Raw genomic sequence first — 13,330 nt, forward strand, 5'->3', positions numbered from 1 at the left:
TATGCCATTGGATAATAAATTGTCAACTAATTCAAAATATATTTTCATTTATACCCTTTTTCGTGATTGTTATACAATTACTTTTCAAATTCTCGCAATGCTGCTAAATTTTCATCATCCTCGATAAGTTCAGCGAAAAATCCCGACTCATCCTCACGAAGTACAATTTCAAGCTCTTCCTTCGCCTCTTCATTTCTGTTTAACTGCGCTAAATAACAAGCACGATCATATCTTGCTAACAAATCACTCGCATCCATTGTTAATACTTCATTTGTTATTTTTTCTGCCTTTATCGTTTGGCCGGCACCATGATAAGAAGATGCTAAAGAAAGAAGAATTGCTGTTTCATTCGGATGATGTATAGAAGCATTTTCTAATACGTGAATTGCCTCTTCAAACCGTTCTTGACTTTGATATATTTCTCCTAAAGCAAGAAACGCTCTACTTACAAACGGTGTTTGCTCCGTTAATTGTAAAGTAATCTTCTCTGCTTTTCTTTCTTCTCCCATTTTAAAGAATACTTGTGCTTGTAAAAGAAGCGTATCATAATCATCTGGTAACTCTCGAACCATTTGCTTCGTTAATTCTGCAGCATCCCGTAACCTATCTTCTTCCTCACACTCTATGAAAAGATTTACAAGTTGCTTGGCTACATCGTAATCCCATTTACTTTCTAATGATGTTTGCAATACATCTATCGCCTCTTTATACATCACCACATTCTCGTAAAATAGTGCAAATCGCTGCGCTGCCATACTATTTTTTTGATTTAACTTTAATGAGATTTCATATAAATCAATGATTGTAGTAATAATCGAAATTTCTTTCGCACGGTTTTTCATGCGATAAAAAGCTCTTGTAATTATGGATTTCTTCGGCTGTTCATTTTGTTGACGTTCAATCCATCTTTCTGTAACCGCAGATGCAGCATACATAAACGCCATACTTCTGTCTGCCTTTTTTACTTTTAATATATGAAGAAAATCTCGTATGTTAGACCATTTCTTATGTTGTTCTATTGCTTTTACATATACATCAAATATACGTTCATTATTCACATCTTTTTGTATCACTTTCATCGCAATTTCAATTGCCTTTGCATTTCTATTTTTCACTAATACTTTTGCATAATGATATAAAACTTCTGTATGCTCGCCATCTAATCGTAGTGCCTCTTCAATCTGTGCTTGTTCTTTATCTATTTCATCCATCGCTCCATACACATATGCAATCGCATCTAATCGCCATATTTCAGGTACTTCGTCCGCTAATTGTTCTAGTTCAGCCAGCAATTCTTCCTGAAGATTCATTTCTACTGAAAGCTGTGCCAAATATTCCATATTAATATGCAACGGCTCTTCTTTCATCGCCTGAACCATATGACTTTGTTCTTTAGAACGATTTTCTTCTTTTTCGTATATTTCTGCAAGCTGTAAATGTACACCAATGAAATTCCCATCAAGCTCTAAACATCTTTCATACGCTTGTTTTGCTTCCGTTAATTGTCCTAATGCCATAAGTGTTTCACCAATTCGGTAATACGGTAATGCCGTTTCTTTTTGTTCTATCGCCTTATTATATCTTTTCATCGCCTGGCCGTACTGTCCAATCGACTCATATAAAATACCTGTATAACAGCCATATTCACTTACGTCATTTCTTTCTTTTTGTAACGTTCTTAAGAATGCTATTCCTCGTTGTACAAATACCGTTCCTTTCATTCGATTCACATATTCATCTAACGCACTTGCTACATTATATTCGCTCTGCTTTATACCACTCTCTAACTTAGACAATGCTACTTTAAATCCTTCTTCACTTCCACCAAGTTCAACCTCAGCATCCCATAAAACCATTCCAGCGTTCATAAGGAAATCTTGGCTCTTTTCAATTTGTTTTTCGATACTGAGAATATATTCTTTTGCTTCCTTATATTGTTCTCTTGCCATATAAACTTGCGTAAGTCCGAAGTGAGAATATACATCATCATGATTTTCTTCTAAAGCACGAGTATACGATGTTTCCGCTTCTTCCAGACTATCCTTTTGAAAATGGTAGTCACCGAGTTTTACGTATAGAGATGCCTTATCATCACAATTCTCAATACCTTTTAATAAAACTTCTTTCGTACTTTCTTCATCCTTCAAATCAGATTCGTATATTTCTGCAAGTTTCGTATAAATGTATGGTGCATTACTATCCAAATGAATTGCTATTTTAAGCCCTTTTATCGCTAAATATAATTTCCCTAAATGATGCGCACATCTCGCTCGCTCATACCATACATGTGCTTCATTTTTATATTCTTTTAACAAATCATTAAAGATTTCATACGCTTCTTCATATCTTTCTAAATCTATTAATATTAACCCGTGATTCGTTAAAGTAAATCGTTCAGGGCTACGTTCCAAGGCGACTTGAGAAAACTGCAACGCCTTTTCAGATTGATCGATATACATATATGATAAAGCGAGAAAACTCCAAGCAATCGGCTGATCCGCGTCTAATTGTAACGAGGAACGAAAACTTGAAATCGCTTCTAAATAACTTTCCTGCTCAAAAGCATACCTTCCGTTTATGAAATGATATAAGGCACGATTATTTTTCTTCTCAACACTCGCAAGCATGTGTCCAGCTTTTTCTAACTCTTCAAGGCGAATAAAGCACTGTGCACCATGTAATTTAACAAAATCTGAGTTAGGAAATTTCTCCATTAACTTTTCTATACAATATAAAATAAATTCTTTATCTACTTCAACATCTAAATGCTTAACCGTATATAACCACGTATTCGGATTATCACTCGTCCCTTTTAAAAACTGTACTAAGTCATGAATCCCCTCTTTATCTTGTTCATCCAAATGATCTGTTAAAGAAAAAATAGATTTAAAATAATGATGTTCTTCTTCATTTAAAGATGATAGTAGTTCCTTTTTTTCTTTCGGAACAAACGTAATCGCTAAGCAGCCTGTATAACGATATTTTTCTTGCAACTTACTATATTCCACAATAACTGGTTCGATAAAATTCGGATCTTGAACATAAAAAGCTTGTAACATATCATCGTATCCAGCTAGCACTTGCACATGTGACGCATGCTCAATATCTATACTTAATAAAACGGGAATCCCCTGATCTAACAGTCTCTTATAATTTTCTACATTCCCTTTAAAATAACGATATTCATAACCTAATTCTTCTAAATAAGAAACAGTATCTGAAAACTTCGATCCCGTCATATCAAAAATAAACTCTGCTATCTCATCTTGTGTACGTTTGTCTCCCCATAACTGCAACATCATTTCTAAACTTGTCGGTACACAATAATTATCCTTTTGTACAATTGGAACGATTGGTAAGTGAACCTTTTTGCCATCTGGATTTTTTTCTAAATTATGATATAAAGACTCTTTTAAACTTTTTTCTTCTTTTAATAACTGTTGTAAATCTACAATTTTATTCATTTTGTAAAGCGCTTCTGCACGTAAATGTACAAAGTAAGTTTTATACGCATGATAAGGAAGCTGCTTATTTATGTTATCAATTACCACTAACATTTCTTCATACTTCCCTAAATCTAATAAATATTTCACCTTTTCAAAATGAAAATATGGTACTTGCGGGAACTTTACAATCGCATCATCAATTAGCTGTAATGCACGTTTTTGTTCTCCCTTATTCGCATATAACTGTGATAATAAATAGGTAGATAACTCTTCACAATCTTTATGCTGCATACCAGCTATAAATTGTTCTTCTGCTTTCTCCCATTCACCTGTATGCATATACACGTAGCCCCATTTATCAAATACTGCACGTGCACTGTACTCCTCTGCCTTTTGCATATAAAAAAGAGCTTCTTCATTTCGTTTCATTTCCAACAAACATCGTACTAATGTAAAATATGTTTTCGCTAAAAGATCAACGTCTATCTCTTCTTTGTTTACCTCTTCTAATGAGTCTTTTAACAACTGTTCTACTTCAAGTATTTTCCGCTCATCAATTAACTCATCACAATATAAAGAGAGCGTTCTCATATTTGGGAATTTTTTATAGGCATAGCGAATGAGGAATGAACTGTATTGGTGCATAAGCCCTTCATCAGTAAGACGTATTAATATATCAAACTCCTTATGTGAAGGAATATTAGCAAGCCACTTTTTCACATAAGATAAAGTATTCGTTTCTTTTATATATGAAATTTCATTATTTATTCCCTGTAATCCATCTATAAATCTCTTGTCTTTCAAACAAGCATCTAACTGCTCAAAATCTAGCATGTATTCACCTCAAATTTATATTTAAACTGCTACTTGCTTAGATTTTACACATCATATTGTAGGTATTCAACTAAAATCTCCTATAATGGATAGTATTATTTAATATTATTCGAATTTATAACAAAATATAGTAAAATTGATTGTTTTTCTCTGTATTTTGTTTGATTAACTGGAATAACGTAACATATGGATCTTATTTTTATATAGTTGAAATCAGTACATGAAATTATATAGGCGATAATTTAAATATATCAGCGATTCTTTCGTTTTATCGGCGATTTTCAAATTATATCAGCGATTATATGTCGAATATCGACTTACCGACATTAAGCGACATTTTTCATCGTATTGCTCCTTTAACATTCTATTTCACCAAATGTAATTTTCATATTCGGAGCATATACTATAGAGGAATGTAGATGAAACGCTCTAAAAAATTTGAGTTCAGCTTCATATTGAGCTAACGCATCATCATATGTTAATCCTCTGTCTATTAAACGTTCTACAAATTGTTGCTTATCACCGGGATTACCAGCAATCCCTTCTTCTTTTAATGATTGATACAAATCGTTTTTATCATTATGATGCATATTAGAATCTAAAAAGTTCACTTTATCACTTACTCTACATTGAATATTTTTTACGCCTAGTTCACTTAAAAACATTGGTATTTTCATACCAATATTTCCATCTTTTCCGCTTCTCTGCATGTCACTTTCAAATAAATTCTGCAAAGCTCCTAGCCTAATAATTTCCGATTGATTCTCTCCATTTAAAAAGTATGAAGACATATTTGATATCCAATGTGGTTCAAAACAGATTATTTTTCCGCCCTTTTTAATTGAATGTATCATTTTTTCTAGCATCGTTTTTGGTGAACTCATATGTAACAAAAAGGCATGACAGATTGCTATATCGTATTTATCGTTTAATTCTATTTCTGTAGCATCCCCCTCCATAAATTCTGACTCATATGGAAGTAAACGAAATAACGCTCTCGCTTCAGCTAATAAAGTTTCTCCACTATCAATGCCGGTATACTTTGATCCTTTTGGAAGTAATGGCATTAATACTAAGCCTAAATAACCATATCCACAACCGTAATCAACGATATGTACAGGCTTAGTAATCTTCCAAACTGTATTTACTAAAAAGCTTACATAATCGTCGTTGTAATATAAATCTCTCGTGTTTTTTAAATATGTTAGTTTATTGTTCCAATCATACGTTTCCAACATCTAACGCCTCCTTTTATATACAAAACTAAAGTTCTCTATAGAATAGTCGTATTCCTACACTTTTCTTAAAATTTCAAAGCAAAAAGCTAGTGTATTATTAAAAATACACTAGCTTTTTATTTGGAAGAAAAATTTAACAAGTACAATCACAATCAAAACAATCCGTACAGTCTAAATCGTCACAATCTGCTTTCCTATTTCTTTTGTTTCTTTTAAGATAATAATACAGTAGCCCAAACAATAGTATACAAATAACAAAAGCTATTATTGCTTCTGTATACTTATTTTGAGTCATAAAACCAATTCCACTTCCGCCTGAAATAAAAATTAGAATTAAATAAATCCAGAACATCTATGTAAATACCTCCATTACTATATATCTTAAGATAATATCCATATAACACCAGAGGAAATGAATAATCCCATACCATTACCGCTTAATACACCAGTAGTTATTCTTAGCAAATTTGAGCTACTTCTCCATTTCCACTTTTGGGTGAACCCATCGATAAGTAACGGAATTTGGGCGAAAAATGATAGTATGATTGCGAAAAGAAATGAAGGTGTCATATAAAAATAAATTGGAAACATTAAAATACCAATAAGCATGCCTGTACAACGCGCACATAAAGGTATGTACTTTTGTAGTTTAAAAAAACTCCTATCTAATCTTCTATGACAAGGAATTTGTAAAATAAAAGTTCGAATCAATATGAATCACCCTCTCTAAAAAGATTTTAATTGATTTTGCAAAAAAAATATATATCCAATAAAAAAACAAACCAGGTTTATACTAGACCCAGTTTGTCAGTTTACTACTATGTTACATCTCCTCAGGTGCCTCCACCCCAAGTAAACGTAATCCTTCTTTTAATACAATCGTCACAGCATAAACCAATGCGAGTCTGCTGTCTTTTTCTTTACTCTCTTCTAATATACGAACATTACCATAATATTTATTGAATGATTGTGCTACATCTAATATATATTTCGAAATAATCGATGGCTCATTTTTATTGAAAGCTGCTTCAATTATTTGCGGGAATTTATTTAGGAATTTTACGACACTCCAGCTATGATCGTCTTTTAAAGCAAATGTACATGTTTCAAATTCTACACTTTCTTTTCTTAAAATAGAGCAAGCACGTGCATGTGTGTACTGTACGTACGGTCCTGTTTCTCCTTCAAATTTCAGCATATTTTCTAATGAAAATTCGATATTGTGCATACGCTCATTTTTTAAATCGTGGAAGATAACTGCGCCAACACCGACTTGCTTCGCTACTTCTTCTTTTTGTTTTAAGTTTGGATTTTTCTCTTCAATATTTTGTTTTGCAAGTTCGATTGCTTCCTCAAGTACTTCTTCGAGTAAAATAACTCTTCCTTTACGTGTCGACATTTTCTTACCATCTTTTAAAATGAACCCAAACGGTACATGTTCCATGCCGTCAACCCAAGTGTAACCCAGCTTTTTTAATACAGTGAAAAATTGATTGAAGTGTAAACTTTGTTCTGGGCCAACTACATATAGCGCTTTATCAAAACTAAATGTGTTTTGACGATATAGTGCTGCTGTTAAGTCACGCGTTGCATAAATCGTCGCACCATCTGATTTTCTAATTAAGCAAGGCGGCATTCCCTCTTCTTCTAAATTAACGACTAATGCACCTTCTGACTCTTCAAGTAAATCATGTTCCTCTAAAATCCCAATAAAGTCTTCCATTAAATTATTATAAAAAGCTTCTCCTTGAAAATTAGTAAATTCAACACCGAGAAGTTCATAAATACGAGAAAATTCTTTTAAAGATTCGTGGCGGAACCAATTCCAAAGCTCAACAGCTTCTTCATCACCTTCTTCTAATTTCTTAAACCAAGCGCGTCCTTCTTCTTCTAATTCTTCGTTGTCTTTTACCTCTTCATGGAATTGAACATATAACTTAAATAGTTCACGGATTGGATCCTCTTTCACTACTGCTTCATTGCCCCATTTTTTATAAGCGGTAATTAACTTTCCAAACTGTGTTCCCCAGTCTCCAATATAATTAATCCCTACAACTTCATAGCCACATTTTTCAGCGATATGTTTCAGTGAATTTCCAATCATTGTAGAACGTAAATGCCCCATTGAAAAAGGTTTCGCAATATTAGGAGACGAATAATCGATAACTACAGTCTTTTCACATCCAAAATGATTTTGACCGTACTCTTCTTTCTCCGCTAAAATCGTTTTTAATACTTCATCACTTACTGTTTCACGATTAAAAAAGACATTTACGTAAGGACCAACAGCCTCTACTTTCGCAAAAAACGGATCACTTAATTTCTCTGCAACTTCCTTTGCGATAATAGCTGGTGATTTTTTATATTGCTTCGCAAGTGAAAAACATGGAAATGCAACATCTCCGAATTCATCTTGTTTCGGTGTTTCAATTAAATCTAAAATTTGCTTTTGCGTTAATTCATTCGTAAAAATATTAGATAAACTTTCTGCAAACTGCTTTTTATAATCCATGCTACAACCTCCTTCATTTTTAAAATACAAAAAACTCGTCTCTAAAAAAGAGACGAGTTTGAACCCGTGGTACCACCCTTGTTGTTCATTACGAACCACTTTCCCGTTTATAACGAGGACAGGGGGCCTCGGCTTACTCTACTATTCGTTCAAGAAGCATCTCCGAAGTGCGCTTCATCTTTTTCTTCCGCACTAGGCTCACACCATCCCTAGCTCGCTTTCCTTCTAAAAAAGACTACTCTCTTCATCACAGACAGTATATTTAATTAATTATTGCTTATTATACATCTTTTCAAACAATTAGCAAGGGTCAATTACACCAAAGTGAAACTTAGCACTTTTTCTTTTGTATACGTAAAAATTATGTTTTTCAAATCTAGAACTACGGAAATGGTCTTTCAGAACGACACGCTTTCTAGCCACACGCTTCGCTTCCGCAATTGTTTCATCAGTAATATCATGATACAAAGCGAAGTGTTTTAATCCTTTTATTCCATCTGATTCTATAACAGTTTCTTCAAACATCGGATCAAGATATACGACATCATAACTATTATCTTCACATTGTTTTAAAAATGCGTAATGCTCAGTTTGCTTTACATCAATTCGTTGCATTGCTTTATCAATTTCAGAAACGGATGAAGACCATGTTTTCAAACCATTTTCCATAATATAAGCCATATACTCATTGCCTTCAAGTCCGGTTACTTTTCCGCTTTCACCAACAATATAGCTAGCCACAATACTATCTGATGCCATACCGAGCGTACAATCTAATACTGTCATTCCGCTTTCTAATTTAGCAGCTTGTACGAACGGATCGTGTTCTCCGCGCATTAATCTCTTCACACGAAACATCGCTGAGTTTGGATGAAAGAAAAACGACTCCTCTGTTCCTTTTGGATAAATGGCTAATCGATTTTTGCCTACGACAAGTACATCTTGTTCATACTGCTCATGCAGTTTATGTACTGGTATATCATTACGTTTAACGAATGAACGATTTAATTCTGCGGCTACCTGCTTTGCATAATCTATCATTTCTTTATTCGTTCTTCCTGCTGTTGTTACTATCATTGTTTCACCTCTATATAAAGAAAAGAGGGAGATTTACTCTCCCCCTTCTTTAGCAATTCTTTTCGAAAGCTTGCTCTAAGTTCGTAATAATTTCGTCCATAGTTGCACCTTCAATTTCATGACGGTGAATGAAGTGAACAACTTCTTTTCCTTTTAATAATGCCATAGATGGTGAAGATGGAGGAATTTCTCCGAAGTATTCACGCATTTTTGCAGTAGCATCTTTATCTTGACCTGCGAATACAGTTACAAGATGATCAGGTTGTTTTTCAGCACGAACAACTGCTTGACCTGCTGATGGACGTGCTAAACCAGCTGCACAACCACAAACAGAGTTTACAACTACTAAAGTTGTACCTGTTGTGTTTTCCATAAATTCTGTTACAGCTTCTTCTGTAGTTAACTCTTCAAACCCAGAACGCACTAATTCTTGACGCATTGGGATTACCATTTGGCGCATGTATTCTTCATAAGCATTTGACATCTTGCAATCTCTCCTTCAACTTTCATTCCAAATTCATCATATCACGCTCTATTAATAGGTGCAAAAGAAAGATAACGATGATTTCATTTTTTTGTAGGGATTTCACAAACCCCACCGCGGCAATGTCCAACTGGGACAAGTTTTCTATTGTTAGCGATATAATCATATACGTTACTTCCAAATCCAAGTACGATAGATAGCTTTATAAAAGGCACCGCAAACCAATAAGATGGAATGGACTTTGCTAATACATGTATGCTATGAATGCCGTCATACCACTTATTATTTTTAAAAATATACAATCTTTGTTCCATCTTACTTTGTAGTTCTTGAGAAAGTTCATACTTCTCAACTACATCTTCATCTCGAAATGAAACAAATTTCACCTTACCCTTTTTATCTAATTTCTTCGTACGTTCTGCAACCGCCGTACACATCGGACACCAACTATCATAGAAAACAATCATACATTATTCCCCTTTACGAGACTCCGTCATTTGTTTCCATACGGAACCTTTTGCTTCTTCTCCGCCTTCAATACGCTCTAACGCTAGACGTGCTTGCATTGCTACTTCAAACTCTGGATCATCTTGCGCTGCTTTTAATGCTGGAATTGCACTTTCATCTCCAAGTTCAAATAAGAACATCGCTGCACGCCAGCGTACTAATTTACTTGGATCTTTCAGAGATTTAATCATAACGAACATCGCCGCCGGATCACCTACATCTGATAAACAATCTCCTGCAGTACGACGAACACTTACAGAGCGATCTAATAAGGCTTTATATAATAACGGTAATACTTCATCACCTTTTACCATACCTAAATATGCTGTTGCTAAACGGCGAATCGAAACTTTTTCATCATCTAACGCCATCTTCAACACTGGAATATCTTCTTCAGTAGGATCCATTTGTTCTAAAGCTGCAAAACGTTTTTTCCAGTCAGCATCTTTCATCATCTCTTCTGTTACTTTATATGGCTCACGCTTTTGAATCGTTACTTCAACAGCACCTGCCTGATTTAATAATTCTTTGACCGTTTCATTTATACGTTCTTCCGGATAAGCAGCAACAATCTCTTCTACTACTTCTTTCCCGATTTCTTCAAAATTACCGTAACGTGTACTTTGTTCCACCCATTTACGTTCTTTTACAACGTTTGGTGCAGACATTTGAACTTTCATAATTGATTCTTTAAAACGGTCAGGTAAACCAACACGTTCTTCCGTCGTTCCATCTGTTAACTTTACTTGCATTGGGATAGTAAAGAACATTTGAACAAATACTTTCACTTCTCCAAAATGAGCAAGTTGTTGTTCTTCACTTTCTTCTACTACTTCTTCGCCAAAAACAGCACGAACTTGCTGTAATAAAACTTTCCAGTCATACTTTGCATTTCGCTCCACTGCTAAAAAGTCGGCTACATGATATACACCTTTAATACCTTCAATTTTCAAAATTTCTTGCACTTGCATTGGCGCTTGTTCTTTATTTTCATTTGTATAATTATTACGTGCTCCTGATGGTAATACTTCATTCAAAATAACTTTCATTGTATTTGGACTTGGCGTCGGTTCAATTGCTTTAATCTTCACGTAAAAAACTCTCCTTTATTGCATGTTCTTAGCTGTATTGTAACATGTTATCACTCTATACTCCTACTCGGATGCTTAATTTTACTATTTACTTTTCTACATTGCTGGGAAGTTTCATTCATTCTATTTTCACCTAATCATTCCATAACTATAGTTAAAAGTATAATTGACAATTACATAAAAAGGGATTAACCTTAACTCATAAAATGACCAAGGTCATTTTATGAACAAAGTCATTTTATGAACAAAGTCATTCAAAGGTGGAGTGATAACAAATGAACAATGTCATAATTATTGGTGGCGGTATTGCTGGACTTTGCGCAGCAATTTCCTTACAAAAAATAGGAATAGAAGTAAAAGTATATGATAAAAACACTGAGCCTACTGTTGCTGGTACGGGTATTATCATTGCTCCGAATGCAATGCAAGCACTTGAGCCATACGGAATTTCTGAGAAAATCAAAAAATTCGGCAACGAAAGTGACGGTTTTAACCTTGTATCCGAAAAAGGAACTGTTTTCAATAAATTGATTATCCCATCTTGTTATCCAAAAATGTACTCTATTCATAGAAAAGATTTACATCAATTGCTACTTTCTGAACTACAAGAAGATACTGTCGAATGGAGAAAAGAATGTGTAAAAATAGAACGAAATGAGGAAGACGCCTTAAAAATAGTATTTCAAGATGGTAGTGAAGCATTTGGCAATATACTGATTTCTGCCGATGGTATTCATTCTGTCGTTCGAAAACAAGTAACACAAAGGGATAATTATCGTTATGCAGGATATACGTGTTGGCGTGGCATAACTCCTACTAATAATCTTTCTTTAACAAATGATTTTATTGAAACTTGGGGAACGAACGGTAGATTTGGTATCGTCCCTCTTCCCAACAACGAAGTATACTGGTATGCGCTCATAAACGCGAAAGCTAGAGATCCAAAATACAAAGCTTACACAACAGAAGATTTATATAATCATTTCAAATCTTACCACAATCCCATACCATCTATTTTGCATAATGCATCGGACGTTCATATGATTCATCGTGATATTGTAGACATTATGCCAATGAATCAGTTTTTTGAAAAACGCATCGTTTTTATTGGGGATGCTGCCCATGCACTTACTCCGAATTTAGGCCAAGGTGCTTGCCAAGCAATTGAAGATGCGATTATTTTGGCTGAATGCATCAAAAATAATGCCCATTATCGTCAAGCATTTATAGAATACGAACAAAAAAGACGAGATAGAATTGAAAAAATCTCAAACACTGCGTGGACAGTTGGAAAAATGGCGCAAATAGAAAGTAAACCTTTAACTATAGTAAGAAATGAAGTAATGAAACGTATTCCAAAATGGATTTCTGAAAGGCAAGCACATGAACTATATAACTTTCATTTATAATAATAATAAGAAACAGCATTCTCTATCCTTCTTTCAATTACATTAAACTTAATCATGAAGTAAGATTTTATTTGAGATTATCTATTAAACAGATATAATTGTTTGTGTTAGGAGTAGATTATATGCTGAGAGAAACGAGAAAAAAAGAATTAAAAGAACTTATATTCCTAAAAGCAGTACAACTCTTCCAAGAACGCGGGTACGAAAATGTAACGGTTCAAGATATTACTACTGCATGCGGGATTGCAAAAGGAACTTTCTTCAATTACTTTCCGAAAAAAGAAAACATATTATTATTTTTAGGTGATTCTCAAATTGAACTATGGAATGAAAGTTTAAAAACATATGCAAATGTAGAACATCCAAAAGAAAGAATTAAACTTGTTCTAGGAGACTTACTAGACCGTTTTACTGGACATGGTGATTTAATGAAGCATGCCGTCTTTGAGATTATAAAGTCTAATTACTTAGTAGAAAATGAAGTAAAAAGTATACAGCAGCTACAAAAAGGTTTGTCTTCAATTATTACAGAGGCGAAAGAGACAGGAAAATTAAACAGTCAATGGGATATACATATTATCACTTCTACTATTATGAGTACTTATTTTTATACATTAATGTCCCATTCACTATTACATGCTAATGAAATAAACGCGAAAAATACACTCAACCAACAATTAGATGTTGTTTGGGAAGGGATCAATCAAAAGTGATAGAGGGCTATATTACTAA

11 protein-coding genes and 1 other annotated feature are annotated in these 13,330 nt (G+C 34.0%); of the genes, 2 read left to right on the forward strand and 9 right to left on the reverse strand.

What is annotated here, in order from left to right; translation table 11 throughout:
• Nucleotides 1-77: 77 nt before the first annotated feature.
• The 9 genes from PDK19_RS05945 to PDK19_RS05985 form a co-directional block, all read right to left on the reverse strand.
• Complete coding sequence (locus PDK19_RS05945) at nucleotides 78-4,280, reverse strand: bacteriocin-processing peptidase family protein (protein WP_049112916.1); 4,203 nt, start codon at nucleotides 4,278-4,280, stop codon at nucleotides 78-80.
• A 356-nt stretch (nucleotides 4,281-4,636) separates the two neighbouring features.
• Nucleotides 4,637-5,515 carry a class I SAM-dependent methyltransferase gene (locus PDK19_RS05950; protein WP_208734843.1) on the reverse strand — a complete coding sequence of 293 codons (879 nt, stop codon included), beginning with the start codon at nucleotides 5,513-5,515 and terminating at the stop codon, nucleotides 4,637-4,639.
• A 136-nt stretch (nucleotides 5,516-5,651) separates the two neighbouring features.
• Nucleotides 5,652-5,870: a hypothetical protein gene (locus PDK19_RS05955; protein WP_014893788.1), complete on the reverse strand. Its 219-nt coding sequence runs from the start codon at nucleotides 5,868-5,870 to the stop codon at nucleotides 5,652-5,654.
• Nucleotides 5,871-5,899: 29 nt separating this feature from the next.
• Nucleotides 5,900-6,229, reverse strand: coding sequence for a DUF2085 domain-containing protein (locus PDK19_RS05960; protein ID WP_000621473.1), 330 nt, complete (start codon nucleotides 6,227-6,229; stop codon nucleotides 5,900-5,902).
• Nucleotides 6,230-6,341: 112 nt separating this feature from the next.
• Entirely contained in the window at nucleotides 6,342-8,030 is a 1,689-nt protein-coding gene (gene argS / locus PDK19_RS05965) for an arginine--tRNA ligase (RefSeq protein WP_000384851.1), read from the reverse strand.
• Nucleotides 8,031-8,075: 45 nt separating this feature from the next.
• Nucleotides 8,076-8,290: a binding site (T-box leader), on the reverse strand.
• A gap of 40 nt (nucleotides 8,291-8,330) precedes the next feature.
• Nucleotides 8,331-9,107 carry a class I SAM-dependent methyltransferase gene (locus PDK19_RS05970; RefSeq protein WP_014893789.1) on the reverse strand — a complete coding sequence of 259 codons (777 nt, stop codon included), beginning with the start codon at nucleotides 9,105-9,107 and terminating at the stop codon, nucleotides 8,331-8,333.
• 49 nt (nucleotides 9,108-9,156) lie between these two features.
• A complete protein-coding gene (locus tag PDK19_RS05975; protein WP_000063712.1) occupies nucleotides 9,157-9,591 on the reverse strand; it encodes a BrxA/BrxB family bacilliredoxin in 435 nt (144 codons plus the stop codon).
• Between the two features lie 83 nt (nucleotides 9,592-9,674).
• Nucleotides 9,675-10,058 carry a thiol-disulfide oxidoreductase DCC family protein gene (locus PDK19_RS05980; protein WP_014893790.1) on the reverse strand — a complete coding sequence of 128 codons (384 nt, stop codon included), beginning with the start codon at nucleotides 10,056-10,058 and terminating at the stop codon, nucleotides 9,675-9,677.
• A 3-nt stretch (nucleotides 10,059-10,061) separates the two neighbouring features.
• On the reverse strand, nucleotides 10,062-11,189 hold the full coding sequence (locus tag PDK19_RS05985; RefSeq protein ID WP_000692569.1) for a conserved virulence factor C family protein: 1,128 nt from the start codon (nucleotides 11,187-11,189) through the stop codon (nucleotides 10,062-10,064).
• A 275-nt stretch (nucleotides 11,190-11,464) separates the two neighbouring features.
• Here PDK19_RS05985 and PDK19_RS05990 point away from each other — a divergent pair, with 275 nt between their 5' ends.
• Nucleotides 11,465-12,598 carry an FAD-dependent oxidoreductase gene (locus PDK19_RS05990; protein ID WP_001066847.1) on the forward strand — a complete coding sequence of 378 codons (1,134 nt, stop codon included), beginning with the start codon at nucleotides 11,465-11,467 and terminating at the stop codon, nucleotides 12,596-12,598.
• A 122-nt stretch (nucleotides 12,599-12,720) separates the two neighbouring features.
• Complete coding sequence (locus PDK19_RS05995; RefSeq protein WP_000943165.1) at nucleotides 12,721-13,311, forward strand: TetR/AcrR family transcriptional regulator; 591 nt, start codon at nucleotides 12,721-12,723, stop codon at nucleotides 13,309-13,311.
• Nucleotides 13,312-13,330: the final 19 nt, after the last annotated feature.

The sequence above is a fragment of the Bacillus cereus group sp. BcHK124 genome, assembly GCF_027712065.1.
Lineage (GTDB): Bacteria > Bacillota > Bacilli > Bacillales > Bacillaceae_G > Bacillus_A > Bacillus_A pacificus.